The sequence below is a fragment of the Vibrio sp. genome (assembly GCF_050299255.1).
In the GTDB taxonomy this organism is placed as follows: Bacteria; Pseudomonadota; Gammaproteobacteria; order Enterobacterales; family Vibrionaceae; genus Vibrio.
The window spans coordinates 1-26,773 of sequence record NZ_JBNKVP010000051.1 but is presented as its reverse complement, the minus strand read 5'-3'; the positions used below and the strand labels follow the sequence as shown (position 1 = coordinate 26,773).

Genomic DNA, 26,773 nt, shown 5'->3' with positions numbered 1-26,773 from the left:
AACTGCATTCGCTCTCTGTAGGCACTGTTATTAGTGACCACCACAGGCCCTAGCATTCCTGCTAATGCAGAAGGCTCCAGCTGGATATCTTCAGACTGGCTCAGTTGACCCAGTAAACGGTACATACGTTCATCGCTAATGGTGAAATAACCATCCAACAGTCGTTCCATCGCCCGGCCGACAAAGCCTGAAGCCCGGCCAACTGCGAGGCCGTCAGCCGCGGTCATGTTATCAATACCAATATCCTGCACACTGATTTCATCGTGCAGTCCGGTATGAACGCCGAGCAGCATGCATGGGGAATGGGTCGGCTCAGCAAAGATACAGTGAACATGGTCTCCAAACGCCATTTTCAAGCCGAATGCCACCCCACCGGGGCCACCACCGACACCACAAGGCAGATAGACAAACAGAGGGTGGTCAGCGTCGACCACAATACCTTGCTCATCAAACTGTTGCTTTAGCCGTTCCCCGGCGACCGAATAACCCAGGAACAGGGTTTGCGAGTTTTCGTCATCGATGAAAAAACACCTTGGGTCCTGCTTGGCCTCCTTACGGCCCTGAGCCACCGCAACGCCGTAGTCTTGCTGGTATTCAACCACATTGACCCCATGAGAACGAAGTTTGTTCTTCTTCCACTCTCTGGCATCAGCCGACATATGAACGGAAACCGAAAAACCGAGTTTGGCACTCATGATCCCAATCGACATGCCGAGATTACCTGTTGAGCCAACGGCAATACTGAACTGCTGAAAGAACAGTCGAAACTCGTCACTGAATAACTTGCCGTAATCATCCTGCTCGGTGAGCAGTCCCGCTTCAATCGCCAGTTTCTCAGCGTGCGTCAGCACTTCGTAGATGCCACCGCGAGCTTTAATTGAGCCGGAAATAGGCAAGTGACTGTCTTTTTTCAACAGCAATCGCCCTGGAATTTGAGTGTTGTACTCACGCTCTAATCGGTCCTGCATTGCTGAAATGGCGACCAGTTCAGATTCAATAATCCCACCTGTTTTGGCCGTTTCCGGAAAGGTCTGTAAAAGATAAGGGGCAAAGCGCTTAAGCCTGTCGCTCGCGTCTTCAATGTTGTCAGCATCTAATCCGACGTAGGGTAAACCTTCTTTAAGGCAAGTGATGGCGGGGTTAAACCAGGATATCTCGTTAAGCTCGATCAGATCTTTTACCAGTGGGTACTGTGCGGTAAGTTGATCAATATTTATCGTCATCATAAGACCTTGTTGTTATACGTTGTAAGACAGTCACAATGTGCCAGTTCGAGCTTTGAGTTTGCTTGATTTATCCATTGACCGCGAATCGAGAACTGATGCACAAAATGTATTTTAACAAGCGGGGTTGCCCTTCAAGCATTCTAGTGATTAAGCTCTTTGTGCAGGGAATCTTCAACGACTCGCGCTACATCTTTGGCTTGTGCAGGTGCTTTATTGGCAACAACTTGAATGTATTCTTCCAAACTTTCCATAACCTCTTCTTCATTCCGGTCAGCTGGGCGTTGTTCGTGACTAGACTCGATGACAGAAGAGACAAGTTCCTGGCTAAATTCAACAAGCTTATCAGGATTTCTCTCTGCTAACGGAGTAAGCACCAAACCAGATTGCACCCCAAGTGACTCCGCTATTGATGCGAGAATCGTCATGTAGTGGTCAGGTTCTTTGGCCACTAACCAGTCAACCAATTCTTGGATGTTTTTGGCGTCTGATTCTGCAATTCGTTTCGCGATGGAGATAGCTAAGTCAGTGTCCGTTAAGGTTAATGCTCTAAACAAGGTCACTGTGTCAATCGTATCAATTTGAATCGCTTTTTCTGCCAGGGACGCGGCCCATTCTGGATCTTTATGGACTAATTCTCGAACGAAACTGATGGCCTTGTTCGGGTATTGTTTGGCTATCTCTTCTACCTGGACTATCGCCTCATCTACGTACAGTGAGTGTTCTTGATACTCTGTTCGTGGATCAAGCTCATTGTGAATGGAGGTGGGCGTTTGCATGACAAAACTTTCCTGCTCCTCAACGGGCACAGATTTCCTGACAGACATGCGGTAGACAGTGAACACGATAAGGCTCATATCAACAAAGAGAATGAAGCCGAATAAGGCGGTTTCATCGTAGCGCTCCATGAGTAAGGCCGCAGAGTAAGGACCAATAATTGAGCCAATCGCGTAGATGCACAGTAACCCGGACAGAACAGGAACCAGCTGCGCTTTCAATGCGCGGTCAAAGGTTTCTGAAATGCTGAGAGGGTAAAGACAGGCGATTAATCCCATTGTTGTAGCCACTAAAATTAAAGGGGCGACCTGCCAGTTGTACTGGATGGAGGCGGGTAATACAAAACTGACCACCGCCAATATAAAGCAGCTTGAGAGAATCACTTTCCGTCGCTCAAATCGATCCGATAAGTACCCCACTGGCAATTGCAAAAGTATACCTCCGGCCGTCGCCGCCCCCATGAAAATCGACATGTTAATGCCAGTTATACCTTGGCTGTCCGCATACACAGGTAGCATGTTGGCAATAGTGGAGTAAAGAATGCCGCAGACAAAACAGGTAATCGCCCCCAGCGGTGATAATGTATAAATCGAGCGTAATGGGATGGTGTCCGACTGCTCTATCTCAGGTTCAAACTGAGAAATAAAGATGGCAGGCGAGACCGAAATACTAAAGAGTACCCCACAAAGGATGAAGAGGGTGGTTTCACTGGGCGGCGCGAGGACTAAACCAAACTGACCGAGAGTGATGGCGCTTAAGATGACAACTTGGTTGACCGCCAGTATTTTGCCTCGATTGGATTCGGTGGAGACGCTGTTGAACCAGGTATCGAGAGTGGTGGTTGCACAGGCAATACAAAAACCCATCACGGCACGCATGATAGCCCACAACCAAATTTCATCACTAAGGCCCATAATAAGGATTGCGCTGGCACCGAGGCTGCCACACATTGCAAACGTTCTGACCAATCCTATTTGACGCAAAACCCGCTTACCAATGATAGCGCCCAGCAGAAAGCCAACAGAATACATGGAAAGTACAAAACCAATGGTCTGCACCTCAACCTGCTGTTCAGCAAGTTTAACCGGGAGAAGGATACCGCTTAAGCCATGACTGCTCATCAGCAAAAACGAGCTGATAAAGAGGAGGGTGAGCGGTTTTAGTGTAGCCGTCATTGTCATAGTCATAGCTTTGTTTTGAGAAGAAGAAAGACCATTAAGCATCTCAAAGCGCTTAATGGCGCAATACCAGTACCTTTTAAGTACTGGTATTGACGTATTATATGTCGAACTTGTTTTAAGGAAAGTTAGCTATCAGCATTTAGTTGCTTAAGTGGAACCTTTTCCTCTGTGGTTTGTGAACTTAGCTGACTCTCTTCCTCTGGATTAGAAATCCACTTAAAGAAGCCATACAACATAATGAAGATGACGACCATCAGAGGCAGAGAGGTCACAATGGCCAAGGTTTGCACTGTGCTGAGTGGCGCATCGATAAACATCATCGCCAGTGGTACAGCGGCGAGAATCATACACCAGAACAGTCTCAGAACCGTTGGCGGATTGGCATTCTCATCCAGTTGGTTGGCAACGGTAGCGGCCAGCGTGAAGGACGCCGAGTCTAATGTCGTGGCCAGAAACAGCGTCGACATGACTGCAAAAATCAGAATGAACACTGAACTTAGCGGTAGCGTCTTTAACACTGCAATGACGGTTTCTGAACCACCGACATTGGAGAGCATGTCAGTGACGTCAACGAGCCCATTCAAATGAGTGCTCATACTGTAGCTGCCCAGCACGCCAAAGAAGATGAAACAGCCTGCACTACCACCCAGAACCATACTGGTGATCACTTCTTTAAGTGTGCGTCCACGCGAAACCTTGGTCACAAACAGTGCCATAAATGGCACATAAGTCATCCAGTATGCCCAGTAGAATACCGTCCATGAAGTTGGGAAAGAGCCGTGTTCGATTGGGTCCGTCCACAGACTCATACGGATAAAGTTCTGCAGCATCAGACCATAGCCGTTGGTCATCTGATCGATGATGAAGGAGGTGGGGCCTACAACCAGTACCAGCAAGACAAAAATCACCGCCAGCTTAGTGTTCATGTCACTCAGCTTAGCCATACCTTTCTCAATACCGACATACGAGCTGATGGTAAACAGTGCGGTGATCGCCAACATCAGTGCCACATTCATCCCAAAGCTGCTTTGCACACCCAGTAACTCGGCGATACCTTCCGTTACCATAGGAACACTTAAACCAAGCGTGATCCCCATAGCACCGACACAACTGAAGATGAAAATAGTATCGATCAGTTTACCGACTGCCGGATTGTAGTACTTGCCCATAATACTCTCGCACACGGCACTGAGCTTGAGTTGAGGGTTCTTGCGTACGTGGAACGAGTAAGCCACAGGCAAAGAAGCGATACAGTAAAGTGACCAGGCTGATATTCCCCAATGGAACATGTTGTAGCTGGTGGACCATTCTGCGGCCGTGGCCGAATAGGGTTCAATACCCATTGGCGGTCCCATGTAGTAGTACGCCCATTCAACAAACGCCCAGTAAACCGTCGCCGAACCAAGACCAGCACAAATCATCATGGCGAGGTAAGTAAAGAACGAATACTGAGGCTTCTCATCACCCAGCCTGATGGCACCGTGCTTACCAAAACCCAGCCATGCCAGGATGATGACACTGAAGAAGCCAAACAGAAGGAATACTTCACCAAATTGTTCTGTGAGAATAGTAAAAAGGTGCTTGGCGATAGCATTGCCTTGTTCAGGGTAGAGCGATAATCCGGCAACGATGGAAAATATCGTTGCAAGGCTTATCGTTATTAACGGCTTATCTATCTGTCTATTTTTTTGTTTCATGTTAGAAAAATCCCTGTTGTATTAACTAGTTAATAAGCATCGGTACGGTAGCGCTCGATGATGTCGTCATTGAGCTGGATACCGAGTCCTGGGGCGTCTGGTACGGGTACAAATCCTTGTTCAAACGAAAGCCGATTGGTGACCAGATCGGTAAAGAGGGGGCTGGCACTTTGCGAATATTCCATTAAAGTGCCGTGCTCGCAAGCTGCGAGGAAATGCACAGAAGCAGCGAGCAGAATGCCGGTGCTGAATCCATGCGGAACCAGCTGCACACCGTGTAGCTGAGATAAGTCATAGATTTTTTTCATCTCAGTGATACCGCCACAACGGGTTATGTCGGGCTGAACGATATCGACCTGAGAACGTTCTAGGAATTCTTTAAATTCATAGCGGGTGGTGAGAGATTCGCCGCCGGCCAGTTTGGCTTCGGTTTTGCCCGCAAGCTTGGCATAACCGTTGAGATCGTCCGCCAGCACTGGCTCCTCTATCCAGTTAAGATTGAAGGGCTCCAGTTTTTTGCTCATATAGGCTGAGTGGCCTGAAGTACGCCATTTGGAGGCCAGATCGATTTGTACTTCGATATCATCGCCAACCGCTTCCCGGACGTTTTTAACGATTTGATAATCCAATTCTGGGTCATCGCCAAATACACCGCCACCAAATTTGATGCTGGTAAAGCCCTGGTCAACGAGGCGGGTAGCAATCTCGCGGTTATCCTCCGGGTTACTGGCTGGGATGAAAGTGCCGTAAGCTCTGATGCGGTCGCGATATTTGCCTCCGAGCAGGGTATGCACGGGGACGCCATAGAACTGGCCTGCGATATCCCATAGTGCAATATCAATCGCACTGATGGCATGAATACCTGCGCCGCGACGTCCCAAATAGTTGGATGCCCAGTACATCTTGTTCCACAGTCGTTCAATTTCGAGTGGGTTTTCACCGAGCAGTAACTCTTTCAGCCCATAGCAATACAGGTTGGAATGGCGAGTTTCGATGCAGGCTTTAATGACAGTGGGGGAACTGTCTGCCTCCCCTAACCCCACCAGACCAGTGTCAGTGTGCACTTTAACGATTACGGCATCCTCGCCCCATTCGCAGGCTTCGTCACCTTGCGGGACGCGCAGACAGATTACTTCAATATCGGTTATTTTCATTGGTTATCCTCTTAAGGTGAGTCCTTCAGAGTGCTGACTTGTTATATTCAAATTAAACGGATTGTTTACAGATAAGTTGCTCGAGCCGCTGATCCTTCTGGTACAGGGAGCAGAAGGCATAACCCACATCTTCAATCGCTGTTTTTTCGCCTTGGACAACTTTATCTAGTTGCTCCAGCACCTTATTTCCGGCTTCGACAACGCTCAATGTCGCCGACATAATGCCGCTGACATCCACGTCGATATCATCGGTAATTTGTGCTTCGTTACCGCTAATCCGAATGACAGGAACGATGGGGTTACTGAACCCGGCCCCACCTGTCGTCCAGAGAATTACCTGGGCACCCAGCGCGGCAAAATGCATCCCAGAGCCACCACACAAATGGGTTACTTCAGAGAGGTAAAAGCCCGGAGTAGTCGGTTTCTGAATCCGGTGTGGGTTGATCTCAAGCACGTCCTGTATCGGTCGCGTCCCTGTTTTATGCAGGGCTCCCAGTGCTTTCTCTTCCAGAGTGGTGAGACCGCCGACGCTGTTACCGATACTCATGGTTTCGACATCCGTGCCCTCAATATGCCAGCGACGCTCTTCCTCAAAGATCAGTCGCTCGATCTTATCGGCAACGTCATCATTGATAGCTCTCTCGCGCAAAATATCTTCGCAGGTGATGAGCTCTATTAACTCTCCAGCGACGCATGTTGCGCCCATATCAACCAGTGAATCGGCGGCCTGACCAACCGATGGGTTAGACGCAATGCCAGAACTGGTATCTGAGCCACCACATTTAATGCCAACAATCAGCTCGGAAATGGGTGTTGGTTCCGGCTTGATCTGATTCGCCATATTGACCAACTCGTCGACAAGCTGCACACCTTCATTAATGGTTTGACGAGTGCCCTTTGACTTGATGATGGAAAGGTTGAAGACGGGCTTTTTAGCCTGTTTGATTGGCGCTGTAATGATGGCAGGGTCGATACTTCCACAACCCATATTAAGGACCAGTACTCCTGCAATATTCGGGTTTAGTGCTGCGCCAACCATGACGTTGACCATCTCTTCATTGCCCCCATACATACAGGTGTAATGGTTGGTGACCACCACACAGTCTGAGATCTTTTGTTTGATCGCCCGGGCAATGCCTTCTGCACACTCGTCGATAGACAGGATCAGAATGTGGTTGCGGATACCGACCTGACCGTCTGCGCGTCTGTAGCCTTGAAACGTTTTCATAATTCACACTCTATCTGCATTTGCTGGATGATTTGCTCGATGATAGGAGCCGGGATATCTACGCGCGTACTGCGCACATTTTGAACATGGACAAGATCGCCTGACTGGATCTCTGTGCAGGTCACCCCAATCGGATAACCGCCTTTAGTCACTGTGGATGGCACTTCGAAATTACCGAGGGCAATTTTGTTGCCAAAAGGAATGATTTGGAGGGCGGTGTGGATCCCAATCAGTTCACTTTGGCTGTCAATTATCTCCACTCGATCGCCTTTAGCCACGTCTGACAACACGGTCGCTACGTTGTCTTTGGGTGATAAACGAATCGCTTTTTTTGCATTGTTCATATCTGTACCTATTGTTGATTGTCCTACAATCGACTTGTTGGCAATTATACAAATTGTGAATGAGAGAAATGAGAAGTTGGTCATGGAAAGATAACGTCTGGTAATTTTTGTCAGATTGTTAGACAATCGTCACTAAAATAGACAGAATGAGATATAGCTAATGAATGCCAGTTGGCATCGTTTAATTGGCTGATTTACAATGAATAAATGTTAGTTGGTGGCGGTTTTAGCAATGGTAAAGTTCAATAAGAGCAGTTTGGAAGATCAGGCGGTCAGCTATTTAAGAGACTTAATCTTGAATGGCAGCTACAAAATGGGTGAGCGGATTGTCGAAAGTTCTCTGGCTAAGGAATTAGAGCTTTCTAGAAGTACGATTCGTATGGCGTTGAACACCTTGTCTCATGAGGGGTTGGTGGTTCAAAAACCTTATGCTGGCTGGCAGGTTATCGAGATCAACGAACAGGACCTATGGGAGATTTACCATCTGCGTGTTGCGATTGAATCACGTGCGGCCTGGCTGGCGGCGATAAAAGCGGACGATGAAAATAAACAGCAACTCAAGGAACTGATGGCTGACTTTGAGGTGGTGGCAAATAGCGAAGACGTCACGACGCAGACCTTGAGCAAGTATGAACTTGAACTGCATTCACTGATTGTCGATATGAGTCAAAACAGTCGATTCATTAATGTATATCGTCATTTATCAAACCAGATGTTGCTGTTCTTTAATATCGATTTGGCAACCCATGAGCCAGCAAGCATTGTCAATGCGCATAAACCCCTGGTTGAAGCGATCATCAATAATGATCCTCAGGCTGCGGCTTACCATGCCGAAGAACATATCTCAACTTTCAAAGAAGTGGGCGATAAGTTTCGCGAAAAGAACCCTCAATAAGCGCTCTGCTTTGTCGAAAACTTGGTTATACAGGTCTCTGGAATAGCCATAAAACCATCGCATCTCTCATATGGGAATGGTTGCGTTTTACAGTGTAAAAATGAAAATATAAGCAACTTATTTAAGCCAGACAATCTCGGATGTCGCAACCGAGATTTCATCGCAGGTGAAGGCCAAAACGTTTCCAGATAACTTAAGCTGAGCGAGATAGCACTTTATGCGGCGTTATGCCTTGCTTCCCGTTCAGTTTAAAAGGACAAACTCATGGACAGACAAAAAGTGGCCATCATCACCGGTGGCGGGCGAGGTATTGGCGCGGCAACGGCGCGGTTATTTGCCCGCAACGGTTACGCGGTCTGCATCAACTATAGATCCAATTCTGAGGCCGCAGCTAACCTGGCTGACGAAATCAGTGCCAATGGCGGTCAATGCATTACCGTTCAGGCCGATGTATCCCAGGAAGCCGATGTGGTGCGCCTGTTTGCTACGGTTGACCAGGGGTTAGGTACCGTGTCTGTGCTGGTCAACAACGCCGGTATTTTAAAGCAGCAGATGCGATTGGAAGAGATGACCGCCGACAGAATTAATGCCATTCTGATCAACAATGTCACCAGTTATTTTCTCTGTTGCCGAGAAGCGGTCAAGCGGATGTCTAGCCGCAATGGTGGAGCTGGTGGGGTGATCGTCAATGTCTCATCGGGTGCTGCCCGTTCCGGTTCACCCAATGAGTATATTGATTACGCGGCATCCAAAGGCGCCATTGATACTTTAACCAAAGGGTTGTCGTTAGAAGTGGCGGCAGAAGGGATCAGAGTAAACGGTGTGCGTCCGGGGCTGATTTATACTGACATGCACGCAGACGGTGGCGAGCCAGAGCGAATCGAACGGTTAAAAAGCATTATCCCAATGCAACGGGGTGGTACGCCAGAAGAAGTGGCCGAGGCGATATATTGGTTGTCGTCAGACAAATCGTCATTTTCTACCGGCAATTATTTAGATTTAGCCGGTGGTTTGTAGTTCAATTTGGAGGCAAAAATGCAAGTAACTGCAAGTCTCATACAGTTAGCCGACACCTCTGATCTGCTGCGTTTTGAGCTTGAAAACAAGCAATGGTTTGACAGGCACATACCTCCTAGACTGAACAGTTTCTACTCACTTACGGGGGTGCAATCCCAGATAGAAGAGTTCCTTGAACTGTACGAGCAAGAAACCATGATCCCTATGCTTCTCAGAACGTCAGATGGGCAAATTTGCGGCCGTTTGAACCTGCATATTGATGAGTCCGAACCCAGTGTCGGAATCCTGGGTTATCGGGTCGGTCAGGCTTTCACTCGCCAGGGGGTGGCCACCAGAGCCGTGAAGCTGATGCAGCAATACGTTGTCTCCAATACCGATATCACTGCTCTAAAAGCGATAGCGCTGACCACCAATCTTGGCTCAATTAAAGTGCTGGAAAATAACGGCTTTGAAGCTCAAGCGTATCTCAGAAACTACACAATGCTGAACGGCCACCACGAGCATGCTCACGAATATCTGTGGCGAGTGCCATCCAACTAGTTGTTACAGCAACGCTTGGTGATAGGCCGTAGGGAAATTATCCATAAGTGCCGATTCGTTATCTCCGTATGTTGCGAGCTGGTGGAAATGAGAGGGTGAACGTGGAGCCGACGCCGACTTCAGATGTCAGGCTTATGGTACCACCCAGGTTTTCAACCATCGCAGATACGAAAGACAGTCCGAGGCCATAGCCTGAATTATTGCTGCGGCTGGTGTCCACTTGATAGAGCCGCTCGAAAACCAAATCCTGGTATTTTGAGTCTATGCCAATGCCGGTATCTGCAACCTGGATGTCCACCTGACCATTTTGCTGCTGCTCTGTTTGGATGGTGACCTGGCCGTGGGGGTTGGTGTACTTGATGGCATTGTCGACTAAGTTTACCAACACCTGAGTCAGTTTGTCCGGGTCGGATTGGATTACGATATCATCGCTTGCCACCACACTGAGCGTGATCTGTTTGTCTTCCGCCACATCGTCATACCAATTCGCGACGTTGTGAATCACTTCAGACACCTGGGTAGGCACGCTCTGCGGCAACCGTTTACCGGTGATTTCATCGTTAAGTTTCATCAGCGCCGTTAACATATTACTGGCCTGCATGGCATGTTCAGCGCAATCTGATAGCGCGTCCTTCATCGCTTGAGGGTTGTCGTTATTAAGCAAGGCAGACTGGGAAGCAAGCGTAATCCGCGCCAGTGGTGTGCGAATGTCATGCGCAATCGCATCTACGGTCGTGTTCAGTGCGGTTGTAACATGCTGCAATCTTCCTACCGCATGGTGAACGCTGGCGCTGATGACGCTCAGCCCTTGTGGTGCTTCAGAGGGGGTGTCAACCAGCTCAAGTTTGCCTTGTTGTAGTTTGTCCAGCAGATCGCCTAAGGTCACCAGCGGAGACATGGCACTGCGAATCATTTTGCGGGTAAAGATCGCGGTGATCACAACCAGGGCGATAAGCGCGTATAGTGTCATAAGCCATTGATTATAGGCAATTGAATAGCGAGCGTTATTATTTAGTACCAGCCAGAATTGTTGCTTTTCTCCCTGGATCTTTATCGACATATAAGGGCTAAATAAGAAAGTTTGAATCCAGGATTTATCACCTTCGATATAGTTTGACAGCGGCGTTTGCGGCGATAGGTCGGGCTCGCCGGCGATAAAGGTGACACTGGCGGGAGTATCGGTATCACTCCAGTAAGCGGCGATGTTGTTTTCCAGTAAACGATGTGGATTGGCCTCTAACACATGGTTCAGGCGCTCTGCAGAATCGTAGGTCAGAATTCGCTGGTACTCGGAGGCCATCGAACTCAGAATCTTGTTTTCCGTCCGGTATAAGTCATAAAAAAATAGCGCGCCAACGATCAGCTCGACCAGCATCAGGCAGAGCAATAACAGCGCCATAAAACGGAGCAGGATAGTGCGTTGGGCTTTGTCCAGCGCCTGTTCAATATTATGACTTGAGGACATAACCAACCCCTCTCAAGGTGTGAATGAGCGGAGTCGCAAAGCCTTTATCCACCTTACTGCGCAGCCGGCACACCAGCACGTCGACGACATTGGTTTGCGGGTCGAACTGATGCCCCCAGACATGTTCAAGAATGGCGGTTTTGGAAATGACGGTTTCCGGGTTTTCGAGAAACAATTTCATCAACATAAATTCGCGCTGATTGATAGCGATAGTCTGCTGTTCGCGTTTTAACGAATGTTTGAGCAGATCCAGATTAAGCGGCCCGTAGCTCAGTTCCAAAGGCTGAGTTTGCGTTGGCTTGCCCCGGCGGGAGAGTGATTGACACCGAGCCAGCAATTCCGGAAAGGCAAAGGGTTTAATAAGGTAATCATCCGCGCCAGATTGCAGCCCTTGTACTCGCTCTTCAACCGAATGTTTTGCACTGAGTATGATGACGGGCACCGAGTGACCTTGTCCTCGCAATTCTGCCAGCACTTCAAAGCCATCTTTTTGTGGCAGCATGATATCGAGAATAACGACATCGAAATCTTCTGTGAGTGCTTCATGCAACCCGTCCACACCGTTCGTGGCGTGGGTGACCATGATACCCTCTTGCTGGAAACCATTGGTAAGAAACCTGGCAATATGCACATCATCTTCAATCAAAAGAATTTTCATTGGCTATCTACTACTCTTTTATCCCGTAACGCCAGCATACCCTATCAATATCCTTTGCCGAATATAATCAAGATTACAACTTTGTAATGTTGGCGAAAGTCTGTGGCAATTGAGCATTGGTTAGGATAGCGGTGTTGAATCAAACAATGCCTTAACGGAGTAAACATGAAAATGATCAAACTTGCCGCACTGGCTGCGACCCTTAGCTCTCTGTCTATTTCTTTCAATGTAGCAGCGGCTGAGAACCAAACCGTCTCGGTGACACAGATTTCTTCTAAATCTGCCTTCCAACTGGCTCAAGAAGCGGTCAATCAGTGTGAAGCGAAAGGATACAAAGTGTCTGCCACTGTGGTTGATCTCTCTGGTAACGTTATTGCACAGTTACGCTCTGATGGTGCCGGTATCCATACCCTGGATAGTTCACGCAAAAAAGCGTTCACCGTGGCGAGTATGAAACAGCCATCGGCCAACCTGATGAAGCTTATCGCCGACAAACCTATCATGCAGCCACTGCAGAATATGGATGACAACCTGTTATTCCTAGCGGGCGGTATTCCGGTTGAGTTCAACAATGCGATGATTGGCGCTATCGGTGTCGGTGGCGCGCCGGGTGGTCACCTTGATGTCGAGTGTGCTGAAGCTGCGTTGAAAAAGCTGTTCTAAATCGATTTGTCGTCGATTCGCAACTACACTCCTTGCCACTGGCGGGAGTGTTTTTTATTGCCGGGAATGAGCGCTACGTTTTTGTTCCTTGCAAGGCATGAATCGCTTCACTTGCCGCGCTTAGTCGTTAGAATCCAGATTGGGCTCAGTGGGTAATTATCTCTGCTGAACTACTGGTATTTGAAATAGCATTAACGGCTTTCCGCCGTCTTAAACTGGAGCAACTATGAGTTTATCTGAAATGACCTTTTTTGAACGATTTGAAGCTGACATTCTCTCGGGCAAAAAAACCATTACGATCCGCGACGAGTCTGAATGTGATTATGAGCCGAACAGCATAGTTCAAGTATCCACCTTCGAAGACGGACGCTGGTTTTGCGCGTTAAAAATTGAGTCTGTTACTCCGATTCTGTTCAGCGAACTCTCGGATCACCATGCCGAGCAGGAAAATATGACCCTGACGGAACTCAAAAACGTTATTCGCGATATCTACCCTGGTACCGATAAGCTTTACGTTATCACTTATAGATTAGTTAGTTGTTAGATCCATTGTTAGGCGTTTGTCACCCAGTCAACTATCTTTGTTAAGTCCACTTACCAAAAGAGTATGGTTATGTCATATGTTGATGGCTTTGTCGCGGCTGTACCGACAGCAAACAAACAAAAGTATGTTGAACATGCAAAGATTGCTGCTGAGATGTTCAAGGATTTTGGCGCGATGCAGGTTATTGAAACTTGGGGTGACGAAGTACCGGAGGGTGAAGTCACCTCGTTCCCAATGGCTGTGAAAGCAGAGGAAAATGAAACTGTGGTGTTTTCTTGGGTAATCTGGCCTTCAAAAGAAACCCGAGACGCTGGTTGGCAACGAATGATGGATGACCCAAGAATGCACCCCGATCAAAATCCGATGCCATTTGATGGCAAGCGACTGATTTATGGCGGCTTTAACATAATTGTTGATATGTAAGTCTCGCAACTAGTGATTGCGTTTGGGTTTTCTGGCGATTATGTATGATTGGTATAGGTTGGGTGTAGTACCCAAAGCGCTAGGTTGAACCTAAGCTATTGAGCGCCTTGCGCTCAAAATGGCGCGAGTGCAACCTTGCATAACTTTTACCAATTCTGGATATTTCTTTGCGTTCTCTGCTGTAAGTTGAAAGCTCAATGAGTAGAGGACACTATGAATAAGTTGACCAAAATAACAGCCGGGATGTTGCTGTTTACCACCAGCCTGGTATTGCCATTTCAAGCTATGGCAAAACATCAGGATAAACATTTCTACAAACACCATGGCCACTCAAAGCACTGGAAGAAGCACCACACTAAAGTGGTTGTGATCGAAAAACGCTCCCGGCCTGAACACAGACACTACCATCATAGCCGCCTGCCGGAGTTAGCGGCGTTTGCGGTGATTGCGGGTATAACGTACGCTGTGGTGGATAACCACTTCTATAAACAGCAAGGTGACAACTACGTTTACGTAGAAAACCCAAGACACTGATAGAACTCCCTCATCACCGGCGCATTTAATGAATCGGTAACGGTACAAACCTACCGACGAAGCCCGGTCTAGCTTGAGTCGGCATGGATTTGCCGACTATTTCCCCCAGACGCAGGAATACTCTCAGCACAGGTTGTGTGATTGTTAGGTTTACCTAAACTTAATGATTGATTGGATTAGATCCTGACTTGTGCGGATAACTCACTTTACCAGGGCGTGGGCAGCGATAAGGGGGCCTGTGATGACGGAACTTACTCTACAAGAACTTGAAACGGTGGCGAAAGCTTATGAACAGTTTCTGACTCCAGTGTTGTTTACCAAGTGGACACATCGGTTAGCGGATTTAGCAGAAATCCAGCCAGGTCAACAAGCCCTGGACGTAGCCTGCGGTACCGGCACGCTAACCAGAGTCATCGCCGAGCGGGCTGGCAACCGCGGTAAGGTGTCGGGCATCGATGTTAATCCGGGTATGTTAGCCGTTGCCAATAAAACCAATCCGAATATTGAATGGCTGACAGGAAATGCAGAGGCTTTACCGTTCGACGATGCTAGCTTCGATGCGGTACTTTGCCAGTTTGGCTTAATGCTGTTTGCTTCTCCAGAGACAGCGCTTCAGGAAATGAGGCGTGTGTTAAGGCCTGGTGGTCGTTTGGTTGTTGCGGTGTTTGGCTCCCTGGACGAGTTACCAGCCTATGCCGCGCTCGCCGGTGTTTACGATCGCGTGGTCGATCAATCGGTAGGCAACGCGCTCCGTATGCCATTTTCAATGGGTCACAAAGAGACTCTGATGCCTCTGTTTGCCAGCGCCGGCATCCATTCCGCGCAAATTATCAGTGCGACAGAACAGGTCTGCTTTCCAAGCGTGAGAAATATGGTCCTGGCTGATGTCAAAGGGTGGTTTCCTTTTGCCGGAATCCATTTGGATAAAGATACGGTTGATTCCGTTACTGACGAAGCTCAAAATGCGCTTAAGTCATTCCAAACATCTGAAGGAAGGGTAGAGTTTGAGGTGCCGGTACGGATTGTGCTGGCAACGGCAGCAGACTCGCCAACAGAATTTGGTCGTTGATGAAGCAGAGTGAAAATCGGCAATATTATAAATTGGCGATATCTGAGCTAAATTATTAAGTCTTTTCCTTTTAAATAAATACCGATGACGTATTTATACCGGGATGCTCAATCAGGGATACTCAATGCTAAATAGTCTGAATAAACAATTCAGCTAACTGATTGCCATTCAGTGTAAAGGGTTGTTAATGTCGTGGTAAAACAAGCACTGTCAGATTGCAAGTAACTATATCAAGTAACTATATATAGTTAGACCAGCGCGATATTCAGATTTTCGTATTCTCTAAAACTATGCGCATTAATAATGCGTTGCTCAATTAAAAAGTGAAGCACTGACACTGGCATCAGCGCTTACTTTTTTATGTTCACACTATTATGTACCAATAAGTTATATCGATTAATCGCGTACGATTGCCTGGTACTGATAGCTTACATTGATGGTTGGTTGATAAGCGATGCCAGCAGTAGTAATGATTTCATCGACAGTTGCACTTGAGTTGACAACTTTAAAGGAGTTAACATTAACTTGACCTGCAGCGCCTGAGTTCAAAGAGTTGTTCAGCTCTAATGACGACATACCGTTTATTTCAGTCAGCAGTTCGCGTGCCTGATCAATTGCAGCAGATTCACTTGCAACGGCTTCTCCGCTAATCTTGCTGGTGTTTACTTTTACAACAGTTGAGGTACTCGCGAAAGCACTAACACTAACCATTAACATTCCAGCTACAGCAAATTTCTTATACATAACGTAATCCTACTTAAATAATTAAATTAAAAACATCTCATACCGACATCATCGGAGAGTAAATTACTTTCTTGTCTCTTCGATATGTCTTTCACTGACAACTTCTATTTAGAACTTGCAGAAAATACTTACTCAAAAAATACTAGTGACTGCTTCTTTTAGAGGTGCGGCTTTCTCTTCAAGAGTCGAAATAAAGTTTAGTTGTGTTAAGTTGATTATAAAACCAGAATGATTTGATTGATTAATTCAAATTTTTTGAATAGGTGTGAATTTCTTGTATATCCCTATTAAAAATATGTTTATTTGGTCTGGTCATTGGCGAACTTAATTTCTCAGCATGTTTGAGTTAGCTAAGTCTTTAAATATAAAAAACTAATTAGTGTTGCCATACCCTAAGCCATCCTCTATTGATAAGCTAGTCATGCCATTGGCGCACGATAGTGAAGGTATGATCCAGCCCAAAAGGCATTCCAAGCTGCCTGAAACCATTTTTAATTTGCAAAATAGGACGATCGTGCTAAAACTAGATCATGACTGAATTTGGAGCCTGATATGAGCAAAGGTCGCCTGACAAGAGAAAACATCCTGACCACGGCATTCCAGTTAGCCAGTGAAAATGGCCTGGAAAGTCTGACTATTGGCGCGCTGGCGAAGCAGTGTGGTATGTCGAAAAGCGGTCTGTTTGCTCATTTTAACTCCAAAGAAAATTTGCAGGTCTCTGTACTGCAGTTTGCTGATCAGGTGTTTCGGCAAAGAGTGATCATGCCAGCCAGAGAGATGGGCTCGCAAGACATAGAAGCAAAGCTGCGCGCGCTGCTGGACAACTGGATGGGCTGGAACCATGCGTTTCAGGGCAGCTGTATGTTTCTCGATGCCTGGAAAGAGCGGGTCGACAGTGATGATGTGGCGCAGCAAGCACTGCACGCCATGATCAGTCACTGGATTCACTATTTGCAGATTCAGATTGAAAAAGGTATCGCCAACGGCCAGTTTTGTAAGCAGTTGCAGCCGGATCAGGCGGCTTTTGAGCTATACGGCTTGTATCTCAGCGCGCACCTGTTTTACACCATCAAGGGCCAACAGGTGAGTGAGCGCTATTTCTGGCAAGGCGTCGAGCGACTGTTGCAAAGTTGGCGAGCGCTAACTTAGTCGCCTGAGCCATAAGCGTGTCCATATAATTACCGGGCGAATTGCCGCCTGGTAAAAAATTAACTATAAAAAGCACGGTCGTTCTAAAATGGCCGGTGAGGAGTCAAAATGAGTGATAAGATCTATTTCAGTACCAGCAATAAATTTAGCCTGAAAAAAGCCATGGTGAGTGCCGGTACTAATTTACATCATGCGATTGCACCAGCCCACGCCCGTCGTACGGGCAAAAACCTGCTGCTGACGCCGGCTCGTTTGAAACCCAAACATGCCCAACCGGCTGAGATGCAACTCGGTGAGGTGCGCAGTCGTGAAGGGTTGCTGAAAACCTACCGGTTGGGGCAAGGGCCGGTCTGGCTGATGACTCATGGCTGGTCAGGCTCTGCCAACCAGTTTTTCCCGCTGATGGAATTGATTGCCGCACAAGGATTTACCGCATTGGCCTATGACCATCCCGCACATGGTGAAAGCGAAGGGCAGCATGGTCATATTCCGGGCTTTGTCGATGGCCTGGAAACGATCCTGGATGAGGTCGATGACCTGGCGGGTGTGATTGCCCACAGTATGGGCACGGCTTCTGCGTTGGAGTGTCGCCACAGTAAGCTGGATACGGTTCCTATGCTGCTGATCGCGCCGGTACTGAATTATGTGGAAAATCTGTTTAGCAGTATTGAGCGTTCCGGCTACTCGATGCGCCTGTTCCGGGCGATTGTCTCTGAGGTGGAAGCACAGTATCAATACCGGCCTTTACAGAGTATCGATCCATTTCAGCGTCTGAGTTTACGCCAGACTCCAACCATCATTGTGCACGACAGGCAAGATAAGTTTACTCAGTTTGCTATTTCTGAGCGGGCGGCGCAGCAAATGCCAGCCGTAGAACTGGTCGCGACCGAAGGCCAGGGGCATGGCCGGGTGATCAACTGTCCACAAGTGCTGGAGAGTTTTAAACGCTTGGCGGGATAACCCGTCATTTAACTTAAAATACCCTGTTTCTGACTAGCCCGGTGGTTTGTTCACGCCGGGCTTTTTGATGCAGAAAACTCAGCAGGCATAGCCGATGGCGACCGGTTGGCAGTAAATATTAAGTTTGTTTCACAACAGGTTAGCGCGAATTGCTCCCCTTTGGGCGCTAATCACAACTTTGACAATAAACCTGTGATGTGAAGGGGGTCAAGATGACAAAAGTTTTGGCCCCACAAGGATTGTTGGTAATATTCCGGACAGAAAATTGACACAAACCAGTCGTTAACGTGTATGAAAGAAATTGTTGTGGTCTCCGTTTCCTCGGTAAACGGCACCAAGCACTACCACTTCTGTAAGAAAAAGCGCCGCTACCTAAGGGGTTTCAGCTACCTGTTGGCGTCGACACTAATCGTGTCGGCGGGGGTGATCTATTACCTGGTGAATGAAGTGGATTTTGCCAAGCTAAAGCAGCAGGAGCTGGAAACCCAGTCCGTAACGCTGTCTGAAGAGCTGACTAACCTGCAGGAACTGAAAACCAACCTGGAGGGTGACCTGGTTGAGCGTGAAGAGCGACTCAATCTGGTGTCGGATCGCCTGGGCGATCTGGAAAAAGTGCTGGGTATGGATGATTCAGAAGGGGCATTGGAATCCCGTTTAGATACGGCGGCGATTACTTCTTCGGTCAGAATGGTGATGTTAACCCAAATCCCGAGCGGTCCGCCTGTTCATAACGCCAGAATTTCTTCAGGATACGGTAAGCGCAAACACCCGGTTACCGGCAAACAGAAATTCCACCGTGGACAGGACTTTGCCGTTAACACCGGCACTAAGATCTACGCGCCGGCGGATGGGGTGGTAGAAGTTACCCGGCCAAGCAACAAAGGGTCAGGAAACTTTTTGCGATTGCAGCACTCTTATGGTTTTTCAAGCTCTTATTCGCACATGAAAAAGTTCGCGGTGAAAAGTGGCGAGTTTGTGCAAAAAGGTGATTTGATCGGTTATTCCGGTAATAGCGGCCTCTCTTCTGGCCCGCACCTGCACTACGAGATTCGGTTTGTCGGCCGTGCTCTGGATCCGCGTCCTTTTGTCGACTGGGGCGTAAACGATTTTGACACAATTTTTAGTAAGGTAAGGGGGATACGATGGGAATCTTTGGTAAACAAAGTCGAGCTAAGGGTCAGCAATCAGCTACAACTCTCATCGCAAAAGGTTGCTCAATCAACGGGCAACTCCGGTTAGAAAACAATATTCAGGTTGATGGTAGCCTGGCTGGCGAAATTTACGCAGAACACACTATGGTGATCAGTGAAACCGGCCAGCTAAACGGTGAAGTATACGCTGATAAAGTGGTGGTGAACGGTCTGTTTGAAGGTGTGTGCCACGCGGCTAGCGTTGAAATTCTGGCCAAAGGCCGGATGTCTGGCACCATTTACAGTGATAATCTCAGCATTGAGCCAGGCGGCAAGTTTAACGGCCAGACTTATGCTGCTCCCGAGCAGCAAGTGGTGGAACTGCCCGAACTTAAGAAAGTCGCAGAAGCGTAGTATTCCTGCCTGACCGCTCTTTTTTCTTACTTATGCAAGTAAGAAACAAGCCCCTGAACACGAATGTTTACAGGGGCTTGGGAGAAAGATTGAGTGATTAATCCTGTTCAACTAAGCTGCTATCATCTTCATACTCTTCCGTTGCGTCTGGCTTATTACGGCCGTTCAGCGTGTGGAAGCGCTTACGCCCACGCGCAAGCTGAGTGTATTTCAGCCAGGTGCGCTCTAGTTTAGTTTTCGCCTTTCCCGGATGCTCAATCACTTTCACGAAGTGTTTTTCTTCAGAGTTCTCTGGGTCCAGCTCACCTGTTTCTAGTGCCAGCATGGTATCGCCGTACGAGATTAAAAGTTCTTCCTCTGCTAAAGTGAAATCACCGGATTTGGCAAAGCCACGAGGAAATTTTGTATTGTCGTAAAAACGCTTTTTGCCTGGACGGAATTCGATGTCAGACATAGTCAACAGCCTCTATCACTGGTTGTGGTGTTAAGTAGTGTTAAGGCGAAAATTAGGCTGAAAATAGCGAAAAGAAAAACAAAATTTTTTTATCGTCATAATAATATTTAGTTGTTAATCTGGGGCTGATTCCGCCAGAGGAGCATATATGGACGTTAAGGTCTTTAAAACGTTTTTAGAGCTGGCCAAAGTACGCCATTTTGGCCGGGCAGCTGAGAACCTATACATTACTCAAGCCGCGGTCAGCGCTCGTATCAAACAGCTTGAATCATACTTTGAGACTCAGTTATTTATCCGTGAACGCAATAATATCAAGCTCACCTCAGCCGGTGAACGGCTGGTCAATTACGCTCAGGTGATGGTGACAACGCTGCAACAGGCAAAATTTGAACTGTCGATGGAAAGTGGAAAGGCGTTGCAACTGACTCTGGGGGGCACGCCCAATGTCTGGGATGCCTACTTACAAAATTGTCTAAGTGTGATGACGGACACACTGACCGGGTACGGATTTATGGCCGAAGTGATGAGTCGGGAATCGCTGATCCGGGCCCTGCAGGAACGCACTTTGGATATGGCGTTTGCATTTGACCAGATCAAAGCTGACGAGCTGCAGTGTAAGAAAGTCGCCGATATGGTGTTGGTGCTGGTCTCCACCCAGCCGGAGTCCATCGAGACCGTTTTCAGCGGTAAATACGTGTATGTGGACTGGGGAACTAAGTTTGCTTATCAGCATGCAGAACGGCATGCAATGGTCCCTGCGCCTTACCTGCGTACCTCAACCGCCAGAATTGCTCTGGATTTCATTCTGGAAAAGGGAGGAAGTGCTTACTTACCTTTGCCTTTGGTAGAGCCGTTTTTGCAGAGTGAACAGCTATTCACCGTTAGCGGGGTGGCGGACTGGTATCGGCCTATCTATTTGAGTTATCGCAAAGAGAGTACATCGCTGGAAGCGATCAGACAGGTAGAAGAGATCGCCAAGCAGATCGATCCACTGACCGCATACAGTTTGCAGCAGATGGCCGACTTACCGGCAGACGAATAAATCCACCCCCTGCTCAGGCGTTTGGCAGGGAGTGGCTGTGTTTAAGGGAGATCAAACACTAAGGCAGTGACAGGTTGCTGGCCATGACTGGTCAGCGAAATCAGTAACTCATCCGCGATTTTTGCGCCGTCGCCGGCACTTAACACGGTCTGGTTGATGTCCAGTTCCCCTTCAATCAGGTGAACGTAGACATGGCGCGCCAGCGGGTTTTCATAGCTCAGACTTTCGCCCGGGTTGAGGTTAAGCCGGTAGAGCCTTGCGTCCTGCTTAATCCGCAGGGTGCCATCCGCTCCGTTTGGAGTGACAATGGCCGTCAGACCCGGTTTCATTTCAAACGCTTGTTGCTGGTAGTCGGGTGCTTCGCCCACACGATCTGGTTGTATCCATATTTGTAAGAAGCGCAGCGGTAACGTATCTGATGCGTTGTATTCACTGTGATATATCCCACTACCTGCTGACATCAGCTGGAATTCGCCCGCTTGCATACGTTGTACGTGGCCTTCACTGTCCTTGTGCTCAATGCTGCCTTGCAGCACATAGCTGATGATTTCCATATCCCGGTGGCCGTGGGTGGCGAAACCGGCACCCGGAGAGACGATATCGTCGTTGATCACCCGCAATGCGGAGAATCCCATCTGAGCTGGATCGTAATAGCTGCCAAAGGAAAAGCTGTGGCGACTGTCAAGCCAGCCAAAATCCGCCCGACCACGCTGGTCGGCTTTACGTAACTCAATCATGGTGTTCTCCGCGCTAGGTGTGATTGCTGGTTTCGAACCGGTTCGTGCTATGCCCCGAACGGTATAGCAGAATGACCGCTTACAGAGCGTTGGTCAGTTCTAGCAGAGCATTGGTACGGCTTTCTGCTGCAGGCTCTTCACCCATGGCCAGTGCTTCTGCGTATACGTATGACACGTCAGATACACCCAGAAAGCCCAGAATGGTGCTCAGGTAGCCAGACATCGCATCACGATCGCTGTCTTTGTGCATACCGCCTCGGGTGGTCACTATGATGGCTTTCTGAGGTTTAAGTAAGCCTTCTGGACCATTCTCGGTATAGCGGAATGTCACACCGGCACGGGCGATCAGGTCGAACCAATTTTTCAGTTGTGTCGGAATCATAAAGTTGTACATTGGGGCGGCGATAACCAGAGTATCCGCTGCATTCACTTCAGCAATCAGCTGGTCAGACAGAGCGACTGCCTGTTGAGCGCGGTTACTCAGGTCTTCACCATTGCTGCGCAGGGCGGTGGCAATTTCGCCGTCCAGCACTGGCAGAGGCTCGGCGGCCAGATCACGCACAATGACATCAGCTTTGCCTTCCAGGGCATGATCAATAATGTGGTTAGATTGGGAGTATTCTCCCAGGATGCTGGATTTTAGAACCAGGATATTTGCCATGTTGTCACTCTCCATTCATTTCTATCTTCGAATTGTTCGAAGTACTTATTGGCTTGGAATAGGAGTCTAATGGCGTAGAGCGATGGGATGAAGAGCAGGAAATTGAGCGAATCGTTCAAAAAATTTGAAGGAGCGCACAAACCGCTGCGCTCCGATAACATCGGTTGCATTAAAGATTCATCAGACTTTCTATCGATTCCTCTAAGGTTAAGCCAGGGTAAGTGTGGATGTTGATGCCGTCAGAAGCATCGATAATGACGTTGGTGACACTTTGGCGATCCATCTTTTCAATCACATTAAGTGATTGTTCGACAGTTTTGCATTGCAGGATGCGGTCATCGTTCAGCACGATAGTGCAGCGGTGTAGATTCATAGCCAACTTCCTTTGTTTTGTTATCGTGTTAAATGTAGTCAAATTCAGCAGCCCTTGGCAAGCTCAGTTTTTCATCATTGAGTTCCGAAAATGGCTAGTATTGCGCGGCCACTGGGATAGACTAAATCACACGGTAACTGGATTTTGGGCTTGGGAGAGACGTTATGGCGTTGACGCAATATTCGCCGCTGACCAATGAAGACTGCCAGCGTGCCAGGCAGGCACGTGATGCGCGTTACGATGGCCGATTTTACGTCGCGGTGAAAACCACCGGGATTTTCTGCCGGCCGATCTGTCCGGCCAATCTGCCAAAAGAACACAACGTGGAATATTTTACCGATCAGGCGCAGGCGCTGCAGGCAGGATATCGGCCGTGTTTGCGCTGCCGGCCAGACAGCGCACCGGGTTCGTGGGCCTGGCAAGGGGTCGAAACCACATTCCAGCGCGCGATTAAACTGATCGAGCAGGAGCTGGGTCAACAATGTTCACTGGCCAGTCTTGCAGATCGGCTCGGCATCAGTGACCGTTACCTGCGGGCACTGTTTGCTAAGTACCTGGGGATGTCGCCGAAAAAGTATCTGCAATACCAACAACTAATGTTTGCTAAGCAACTGTTGCATAACAGCGCCATGAGCGTGACGGACATCGGCTACGCCAGTGGATTTAACAGTACCCGGCGCTTTAATGATGCATTTCAGCATTACCTGAAACTGACACCGAGCCAGGTCAGACGAATGCACCGGGCATACTCTCCGGCCAACCGGATGACCCTGGCTTATCAGGGGCCGCTTGCCTGGTCACAGATGCTGGATTTCTACCGCTTGCGGGCGATTGCTGCCATCGAGCAGGTGGATGACGTCAGCTATCAGCGTCGTTTCCAACTGCAAGGCAGCAGTGGCTGGTTCCAAATAGCACCAGGAGAGACTGGACAATTAACCGTGCAGTTTGAGCTGGATGATGTCAGGCAGTTGCGCCAACTGGTGGCCCGGTTACGGCGGATGTTTGACCTGGATGCGGATGTGCTGAGTATCGAGCAGCATCTGCAATCACTCGCGCCCGGATTAGTCAAACAGTCCGGCTGGCGAATCCCGGGGGTGTGGAATGCCTGGGAAGCCGGCGTCAGGGCGATACTCGGCCAACAGGTGTCGGTTAAAGCGGCCATCGGCCAGCTTAATCTGCTGGTTGATCAACTCTCGGTAAATGGCGCCGAGCAGTTTCCCAGCCCGGATATTGTCGCCCAGGCGGACGTGTCGTTTCTGAAAATGCCACAAAGCCGCAAACAAACGTTAGTTCGTCTGGCACAGCATTTGTCTGCCATGCCCGACAGTGATCCAAACGAATGGTTAGCACTGAAGGGGATCGGCCCCTGGACGGTCAGTTATGCTAAGCTGCGCGGCTTATCGGAGCCGAACGCGTTTCTTCACTCAGACCTGATGGTAAAAAAAGTATTGCCGCAGTTCGATCAACTTAACGAGCAGAGCGCCTCCCCTTGGGGCAGCTATGCCACCTTCCACTGCTGGAGCCATGGATCATGAATGTTTACTGTTATTATCAATCTCCCCTCGGCACGATGACGCTGCAGGCGAATCAACAAGGTCTGCTCGGCGCCTGGTTTGCAACCCAGACCACTCAACCGGATCAGCTGGGTAACAGTGATGATCAGCACCCGGTTTTACGCCAGGCGGTCTGCCAGCTGGAAGAGTACTTTGCCGGTCAACGGCAACAGTTTGACTTACCGCTCGCCGCCAGCGGCACTGAATTTCAAAAGCAGGTCTGGCGGGCGCTCACGGAAATCCCCTACGGAGAAACCTTCAGTTACCAGCAGTTGGCGGAAGCGATTGGCAATCCTAAAGCGGTCAGAGCGGTGGGTCTGGCGAACGGCAAAAATCCGATTTCGATCATCGTGCCCTGCCATCGGGTGATAGGTAAAAACGGCCGTTTGACCGGTTATGCCGGCGGAGTAGAACGCAAAGCCGCCCTGCTGGCTATAGAGCAGGGCGAACCGGTTTCAGCTGTGAACTCCAGCACTGAAGTTAGCTAAAACAGCTGATTATTTAACGCCATATGAACCATAATGCTGAGTGCGTAACCGAGGGCAATGACCGGAGCCCAGCGCAGGTGGCCGGCGAAGGTGTATTTCCCCCGCGCGGCCCCCATCAGGGCAACCCCGGCGGCAGAGCCAATCGACAGCAGGCTACCGCCCACGCCCGCGGTAAGCGTCACCAGCAGCCAGTTGCCGAGCGACATATCCGGGTGCATGGTCAGCACCGCGAACATCACCGGAATGTTATCCACGATGGCGGACAGTACGCCGACCATCACGTTGGCCCACATCGGATCCCACTCGGTGTACATCACCACAGAAACCAGTTCCAGATAGCCTAGCAAGCTCAGCCCGCCAACACACATCACTACACCGTAGAAAAACAGCAAGGTGTCCCATTCCGCATGGGAGACACGTTGAAAGACATCAAATGGCACCACTGAGCCGAGCCGTTTGAGGGCTTCTTCGTCATGGTTAGCGATGGCCAGAGCGGCTTTTTTCGCCAGAGATTTCTTCAATGTTTTGCGCAGGAAGTAGCCGAAAAATTGTAAGTAAGCCAGACCCATCATCATGCCCATGACCGGCGGGAACTCCAGTACGGCATGAAACGCGACGGCGGTAGCAATGGTCAGCACAAACAGCAACACAATTCGTTTAGCCCCTCGTTTCATTTCAACATGCTGGTGAACGGTATTGGGCTTTTCATCGGGAATAAAGTAAGACATCACCATCGCGGGCACTAGAAAGTTAGTTGCCGAAGGCAGGAATAGGGGTAAGAACTCCGAGAATGTGACGTGCCCTGCCTGCCAGACCATTAGGGTGGTGATATCACCGAACGGGCTGAATGCGCCGCCAGCGTTTGCGGCTATAACAATATTAACGCAGGCGAGATTAATAAAGCGGCTGTTGTCGCCGGCCACTTTCATCACCACTGCACACATTAATAAGGCGGTGGTCAGGTTATCGGCGACCGGCGAAATAAAAAATGCCAGCGAGCCGGTCAGCCAGAACAGCGAGCGGAAATTAAACCCTTTACCGACCATCCAGGCTTGCAGCGCATCAAACAGCCTGCGCTCTTCCATGGCGCTGATGTAGGTCATGGCCACCAGTAAGAACAGTAGCAGTTCCGCGTATTCCAGCAGGTTGTATTCCAGCGCTTCACGGGCGAGTTCAATTTCACCGTGCTGCTGATAGACGTAACCGATCATGGCCCAAATCAGACCAGCGGCAAGCAGTACCGGCTTGGATTTTCGTAGCTTCAGGTACTCTTCCAACATGACCACGGTATAGGCCAGAGCAAACAGCGCCAGTGAGATGTATCCGATAGCGGAACTGGTTAGTGATAGATTGGCGGCTCCCGTAGAAGCATGACCAGCGAAGGGAAGGGTGCTAAGCAAAAGAGCCAATAGCCACTGCTTTTTCATCGTTATTCCGTCCTTGTAACAACGTGTTAATAACGACAGTTTAGAGGCTATTTTGTTGTCAAGATGTGAACTATCTCAACGTGTTATGGCTTGCTGCAGTTACTTGTTAATTACACCAAAAACAGAGACGGAGATGGGATAAAAAAGCTGCCACGGGGCGTGGCAGCTGGAGGTTAGGTATTTTTTAAGCTTCCTGACGGGCAAGATGAACTTCTTCTTCTTTTGCCCC

General features: G+C 48.8%; 29 protein-coding genes. 15 read left to right on the top strand and 14 right to left on the bottom strand.

All coding sequences use genetic code 11. The annotated features are described in order from the left end of the window. From dsdA to ACQY6F_RS13385, 6 genes are all read right to left on the bottom strand, one after another. On the bottom strand, nucleotides 1-1,226 hold a 1,226-nt coding region (gene dsdA, locus ACQY6F_RS13410; RefSeq protein WP_428775063.1), incomplete at its 3' end, for a D-serine ammonia-lyase. Nucleotides 1,227-1,366: 140 nt separating this feature from the next. Beyond that, nucleotides 1,367-3,223 (bottom strand): MFS transporter, encoded by a 1,857-nt coding sequence (locus ACQY6F_RS13405; protein WP_428775061.1) that lies wholly within the window; start codon nucleotides 3,221-3,223, stop codon nucleotides 1,367-1,369. Between the two features lie 83 nt (nucleotides 3,224-3,306). After that, nucleotides 3,307-4,878, bottom strand: coding sequence for a BCCT family transporter (locus tag ACQY6F_RS13400; RefSeq protein WP_428775059.1), 1,572 nt, complete (start codon nucleotides 4,876-4,878; stop codon nucleotides 3,307-3,309). A gap of 29 nt (nucleotides 4,879-4,907) precedes the next feature. Continuing rightward, a complete protein-coding gene (locus tag ACQY6F_RS13395) occupies nucleotides 4,908-6,032 on the bottom strand; it encodes a mandelate racemase/muconate lactonizing enzyme family protein (RefSeq protein WP_428775057.1) in 1,125 nt (374 codons plus the stop codon). 52 nt (nucleotides 6,033-6,084) lie between these two features. Beyond that, a complete protein-coding gene (locus ACQY6F_RS13390; protein ID WP_428775056.1) occupies nucleotides 6,085-7,260 on the bottom strand; it encodes a UxaA family hydrolase in 1,176 nt (391 codons plus the stop codon). Next, the gene (locus ACQY6F_RS13385) at nucleotides 7,257-7,604 is read right to left on the bottom strand and encodes a UxaA family hydrolase (RefSeq protein ID WP_428775054.1); all 348 of its coding nucleotides are present in this window, start codon (nucleotides 7,602-7,604) and stop codon (nucleotides 7,257-7,259) included. Before ACQY6F_RS13385 ends, ACQY6F_RS13390 begins: the two co-directional genes overlap by 4 nt. Before the next feature lie 232 nt (nucleotides 7,605-7,836). Here ACQY6F_RS13385 and ACQY6F_RS13380 point away from each other — a divergent pair, with 232 nt between their 5' ends. The 3 genes from ACQY6F_RS13380 (at nucleotide 7,837) to ACQY6F_RS13370 (ending at nucleotide 10,056) form a co-directional block, all read left to right on the top strand. After that, on the top strand, nucleotides 7,837-8,499 hold the full coding sequence (locus ACQY6F_RS13380) for a GntR family transcriptional regulator (RefSeq protein ID WP_428775052.1): 663 nt from the start codon (nucleotides 7,837-7,839) through the stop codon (nucleotides 8,497-8,499). Between the two features lie 264 nt (nucleotides 8,500-8,763). Then, the gene (locus ACQY6F_RS13375) at nucleotides 8,764-9,516 is read left to right on the top strand and encodes an SDR family oxidoreductase (RefSeq protein ID WP_428775050.1); all 753 of its coding nucleotides are present in this window, start codon (nucleotides 8,764-8,766) and stop codon (nucleotides 9,514-9,516) included. Nucleotides 9,517-9,534: 18 nt separating this feature from the next. Next, a complete protein-coding gene (locus tag ACQY6F_RS13370) occupies nucleotides 9,535-10,056 on the top strand; it encodes a GNAT family N-acetyltransferase (RefSeq protein ID WP_428775048.1) in 522 nt (173 codons plus the stop codon). A 58-nt stretch (nucleotides 10,057-10,114) separates the two neighbouring features. On the opposite strand, the gene ACQY6F_RS13365 is transcribed toward ACQY6F_RS13370, so the two are convergent. Together ACQY6F_RS13365 and ACQY6F_RS13360 are read right to left on the bottom strand one after the other, a co-directional pair. Continuing rightward, a complete protein-coding gene (locus ACQY6F_RS13365; RefSeq protein WP_428775047.1) occupies nucleotides 10,115-11,521 on the bottom strand; it encodes a sensor histidine kinase in 1,407 nt (468 codons plus the stop codon). Continuing rightward, the gene (locus ACQY6F_RS13360) at nucleotides 11,505-12,179 is read right to left on the bottom strand and encodes a response regulator transcription factor (RefSeq protein ID WP_428775045.1); all 675 of its coding nucleotides are present in this window, start codon (nucleotides 12,177-12,179) and stop codon (nucleotides 11,505-11,507) included. The genes ACQY6F_RS13365 and ACQY6F_RS13360 overlap by 17 nt, the downstream gene beginning before the upstream one ends. A 165-nt stretch (nucleotides 12,180-12,344) precedes the next feature. Here ACQY6F_RS13360 and ACQY6F_RS13355 point away from each other — a divergent pair, with 165 nt between their 5' ends. From ACQY6F_RS13355 to ACQY6F_RS13335, 5 genes are all read left to right on the top strand, one after another. Then, the gene (locus ACQY6F_RS13355) at nucleotides 12,345-12,842 is read left to right on the top strand and encodes a GlcG/HbpS family heme-binding protein (protein ID WP_428775044.1); all 498 of its coding nucleotides are present in this window, start codon (nucleotides 12,345-12,347) and stop codon (nucleotides 12,840-12,842) included. Nucleotides 12,843-13,083: 241 nt separating this feature from the next. Next, complete coding sequence (yqfB, locus tag ACQY6F_RS13350) at nucleotides 13,084-13,386, top strand: N(4)-acetylcytidine aminohydrolase (protein ID WP_428775066.1); 303 nt, start codon at nucleotides 13,084-13,086, stop codon at nucleotides 13,384-13,386. A 69-nt stretch (nucleotides 13,387-13,455) separates the two neighbouring features. After that, entirely contained in the window at nucleotides 13,456-13,809 is a 354-nt protein-coding gene (locus ACQY6F_RS13345) for a DUF1428 domain-containing protein (RefSeq protein WP_428775043.1), read from the top strand. A gap of 213 nt (nucleotides 13,810-14,022) precedes the next feature. Then, nucleotides 14,023-14,343, top strand: coding sequence for a hypothetical protein (locus ACQY6F_RS13340; RefSeq protein WP_428775042.1), 321 nt, complete (start codon nucleotides 14,023-14,025; stop codon nucleotides 14,341-14,343). A 241-nt stretch (nucleotides 14,344-14,584) separates the two neighbouring features. Beyond that, on the top strand, nucleotides 14,585-15,412 hold the full coding sequence (locus ACQY6F_RS13335) for a class I SAM-dependent methyltransferase (protein ID WP_428775041.1): 828 nt from the start codon (nucleotides 14,585-14,587) through the stop codon (nucleotides 15,410-15,412). Between the two features lie 396 nt (nucleotides 15,413-15,808). Here ACQY6F_RS13335 and ACQY6F_RS13330 read toward each other — a convergent pair whose 3' ends face one another. Next, the gene (locus tag ACQY6F_RS13330) at nucleotides 15,809-16,156 is read right to left on the bottom strand and encodes a DUF3316 domain-containing protein (protein ID WP_428775039.1); all 348 of its coding nucleotides are present in this window, start codon (nucleotides 16,154-16,156) and stop codon (nucleotides 15,809-15,811) included. Nucleotides 16,157-16,708: 552 nt separating this feature from the next. On the opposite strand from ACQY6F_RS13330, the gene ACQY6F_RS13325 reads away from it, so the two are divergent. The 4 genes from ACQY6F_RS13325 (at nucleotide 16,709) to ACQY6F_RS13310 (ending at nucleotide 19,809) form a co-directional block, all read left to right on the top strand. After that, on the top strand, nucleotides 16,709-17,305 hold the full coding sequence (locus ACQY6F_RS13325) for a TetR/AcrR family transcriptional regulator (RefSeq protein ID WP_428775038.1): 597 nt from the start codon (nucleotides 16,709-16,711) through the stop codon (nucleotides 17,303-17,305). Nucleotides 17,306-17,413: 108 nt separating this feature from the next. Then, nucleotides 17,414-18,265 (top strand): alpha/beta hydrolase, encoded by an 852-nt coding sequence (locus ACQY6F_RS13320; RefSeq protein WP_428775036.1) that lies wholly within the window; start codon nucleotides 17,414-17,416, stop codon nucleotides 18,263-18,265. A gap of 291 nt (nucleotides 18,266-18,556) precedes the next feature. Then, nucleotides 18,557-19,504, top strand: a complete 948-nt coding sequence (locus ACQY6F_RS13315; RefSeq protein WP_428775035.1) for a M23 family metallopeptidase — start codon at nucleotides 18,557-18,559, stop codon at nucleotides 19,502-19,504. Continuing rightward, entirely contained in the window at nucleotides 19,465-19,809 is a 345-nt protein-coding gene (locus ACQY6F_RS13310) for a bactofilin family protein (RefSeq protein ID WP_428775065.1), read from the top strand. The genes ACQY6F_RS13315 and ACQY6F_RS13310 overlap by 40 nt, the downstream gene beginning before the upstream one ends. A 97-nt stretch (nucleotides 19,810-19,906) precedes the next feature. Here ACQY6F_RS13310 and ACQY6F_RS13305 read toward each other — a convergent pair whose 3' ends face one another. Continuing rightward, nucleotides 19,907-20,263 (bottom strand): DUF413 domain-containing protein, encoded by a 357-nt coding sequence (locus tag ACQY6F_RS13305; RefSeq protein WP_428775034.1) that lies wholly within the window; start codon nucleotides 20,261-20,263, stop codon nucleotides 19,907-19,909. Between the two features lie 148 nt (nucleotides 20,264-20,411). Here ACQY6F_RS13305 and ACQY6F_RS13300 point away from each other — a divergent pair, with 148 nt between their 5' ends. Then, the gene (locus ACQY6F_RS13300; protein ID WP_428775032.1) at nucleotides 20,412-21,305 is read left to right on the top strand and encodes a LysR family transcriptional regulator; all 894 of its coding nucleotides are present in this window, start codon (nucleotides 20,412-20,414) and stop codon (nucleotides 21,303-21,305) included. Nucleotides 21,306-21,346: 41 nt separating this feature from the next. Here the strand turns inward: ACQY6F_RS13300 and ACQY6F_RS13295 are convergent, their stop codons facing one another. The 3 genes from ACQY6F_RS13295 to ACQY6F_RS13285 all read right to left on the bottom strand — a co-directional run bounded on the left by ACQY6F_RS13295 (nucleotide 21,347) and on the right by ACQY6F_RS13285 (nucleotide 23,076). Beyond that, complete coding sequence (locus tag ACQY6F_RS13295) at nucleotides 21,347-22,042, bottom strand: pirin family protein (RefSeq protein WP_428775031.1); 696 nt, start codon at nucleotides 22,040-22,042, stop codon at nucleotides 21,347-21,349. Nucleotides 22,043-22,121: 79 nt separating this feature from the next. Continuing rightward, the gene (locus ACQY6F_RS13290) at nucleotides 22,122-22,703 is read right to left on the bottom strand and encodes an FMN-dependent NADH-azoreductase (protein ID WP_428775029.1); all 582 of its coding nucleotides are present in this window, start codon (nucleotides 22,701-22,703) and stop codon (nucleotides 22,122-22,124) included. A 169-nt stretch (nucleotides 22,704-22,872) separates the two neighbouring features. Continuing rightward, the gene (locus ACQY6F_RS13285) at nucleotides 22,873-23,076 is read right to left on the bottom strand and encodes a hypothetical protein (RefSeq protein WP_428775027.1); all 204 of its coding nucleotides are present in this window, start codon (nucleotides 23,074-23,076) and stop codon (nucleotides 22,873-22,875) included. A 164-nt stretch (nucleotides 23,077-23,240) separates the two neighbouring features. Between ACQY6F_RS13285 and ACQY6F_RS13280 the strand changes: the two genes are divergently transcribed. Continuing rightward, complete coding sequence (locus tag ACQY6F_RS13280) at nucleotides 23,241-24,611, top strand: DNA-3-methyladenine glycosylase 2 family protein (protein ID WP_428775025.1); 1,371 nt, start codon at nucleotides 23,241-23,243, stop codon at nucleotides 24,609-24,611. Next, nucleotides 24,608-25,117, top strand: a complete 510-nt coding sequence (locus ACQY6F_RS13275) for a methylated-DNA--[protein]-cysteine S-methyltransferase (RefSeq protein ID WP_428775024.1) — start codon at nucleotides 24,608-24,610, stop codon at nucleotides 25,115-25,117. Before ACQY6F_RS13280 ends, ACQY6F_RS13275 begins: the two co-directional genes overlap by 4 nt. Here the strand turns inward: ACQY6F_RS13275 and nhaD are convergent. Next, nucleotides 25,114-26,544 (bottom strand): sodium:proton antiporter NhaD, encoded by a 1,431-nt coding sequence (gene nhaD, locus ACQY6F_RS13270; RefSeq protein WP_428775023.1) that lies wholly within the window; start codon nucleotides 26,542-26,544, stop codon nucleotides 25,114-25,116. The two genes, ACQY6F_RS13275 and nhaD, sit on opposite strands and share 4 nt — an antisense overlap. Nucleotides 26,545-26,773: the final 229 nt, after the last annotated feature.

Bases quoted from the DNA above. Each gene is read 5' to 3' on its own strand.
- ACQY6F_RS13405 (WP_428775061.1), bottom strand. From the start codon at position 3,223: ATGCTTAATGGTCTTTCTTCTTCTCAAAACAAAGCTATGACTATGACA.
- ACQY6F_RS13400 (WP_428775059.1), bottom strand. From the start codon at position 4,878: ATGAAACAAAAAAATAGACAGATAGATAAGCCGTTAATAACGATAAGC.
- ACQY6F_RS13395 (WP_428775057.1), bottom strand. From the start codon at position 6,032: ATGAAAATAACCGATATTGAAGTAATCTGTCTGCGCGTCCCGCAAGGT.
- ACQY6F_RS13390 (WP_428775056.1), bottom strand. From the start codon at position 7,260: ATGAAAACGTTTCAAGGCTACAGACGCGCAGACGGTCAGGTCGGTATC.
- ACQY6F_RS13385 (WP_428775054.1), bottom strand. From the start codon at position 7,604: ATGAACAATGCAAAAAAAGCGATTCGTTTATCACCCAAAGACAACGTA.
- ACQY6F_RS13380 (WP_428775052.1), top strand. From the start codon at position 7,837: ATGGTAAAGTTCAATAAGAGCAGTTTGGAAGATCAGGCGGTCAGCTAT.
- ACQY6F_RS13375 (WP_428775050.1), top strand. From the start codon at position 8,764: ATGGACAGACAAAAAGTGGCCATCATCACCGGTGGCGGGCGAGGTATT.
- ACQY6F_RS13370 (WP_428775048.1), top strand. From the start codon at position 9,535: ATGCAAGTAACTGCAAGTCTCATACAGTTAGCCGACACCTCTGATCTG.
- ACQY6F_RS13365 (WP_428775047.1), bottom strand. From the start codon at position 11,521: ATGTCCTCAAGTCATAATATTGAACAGGCGCTGGACAAAGCCCAACGC.
- ACQY6F_RS13360 (WP_428775045.1), bottom strand. From the start codon at position 12,179: ATGAAAATTCTTTTGATTGAAGATGATGTGCATATTGCCAGGTTTCTT.
- ACQY6F_RS13355 (WP_428775044.1), top strand. From the start codon at position 12,345: ATGAAAATGATCAAACTTGCCGCACTGGCTGCGACCCTTAGCTCTCTG.
- yqfB (WP_428775066.1), top strand. From the start codon at position 13,084: ATGACCTTTTTTGAACGATTTGAAGCTGACATTCTCTCGGGCAAAAAA.
- ACQY6F_RS13345 (WP_428775043.1), top strand. From the start codon at position 13,456: ATGTCATATGTTGATGGCTTTGTCGCGGCTGTACCGACAGCAAACAAA.
- ACQY6F_RS13340 (WP_428775042.1), top strand. From the start codon at position 14,023: ATGAATAAGTTGACCAAAATAACAGCCGGGATGTTGCTGTTTACCACC.
- ACQY6F_RS13335 (WP_428775041.1), top strand. From the start codon at position 14,585: ATGACGGAACTTACTCTACAAGAACTTGAAACGGTGGCGAAAGCTTAT.
- ACQY6F_RS13330 (WP_428775039.1), bottom strand. From the start codon at position 16,156: ATGTATAAGAAATTTGCTGTAGCTGGAATGTTAATGGTTAGTGTTAGT.
- ACQY6F_RS13325 (WP_428775038.1), top strand. From the start codon at position 16,709: ATGAGCAAAGGTCGCCTGACAAGAGAAAACATCCTGACCACGGCATTC.
- ACQY6F_RS13320 (WP_428775036.1), top strand. From the start codon at position 17,414: ATGAGTGATAAGATCTATTTCAGTACCAGCAATAAATTTAGCCTGAAA.
- ACQY6F_RS13315 (WP_428775035.1), top strand. From the start codon at position 18,557: ATGAAAGAAATTGTTGTGGTCTCCGTTTCCTCGGTAAACGGCACCAAG.
- ACQY6F_RS13305 (WP_428775034.1), bottom strand. From the start codon at position 20,263: ATGTCTGACATCGAATTCCGTCCAGGCAAAAAGCGTTTTTACGACAAT.
- ACQY6F_RS13300 (WP_428775032.1), top strand. From the start codon at position 20,412: ATGGACGTTAAGGTCTTTAAAACGTTTTTAGAGCTGGCCAAAGTACGC.
- ACQY6F_RS13295 (WP_428775031.1), bottom strand. From the start codon at position 22,042: ATGATTGAGTTACGTAAAGCCGACCAGCGTGGTCGGGCGGATTTTGGC.
- ACQY6F_RS13290 (WP_428775029.1), bottom strand. From the start codon at position 22,703: ATGGCAAATATCCTGGTTCTAAAATCCAGCATCCTGGGAGAATACTCC.
- ACQY6F_RS13285 (WP_428775027.1), bottom strand. From the start codon at position 23,076: ATGAATCTACACCGCTGCACTATCGTGCTGAACGATGACCGCATCCTG.
- ACQY6F_RS13280 (WP_428775025.1), top strand. From the start codon at position 23,241: ATGGCGTTGACGCAATATTCGCCGCTGACCAATGAAGACTGCCAGCGT.
- ACQY6F_RS13275 (WP_428775024.1), top strand. From the start codon at position 24,608: ATGAATGTTTACTGTTATTATCAATCTCCCCTCGGCACGATGACGCTG.
- nhaD (WP_428775023.1), bottom strand. From the start codon at position 26,544: ATGAAAAAGCAGTGGCTATTGGCTCTTTTGCTTAGCACCCTTCCCTTC.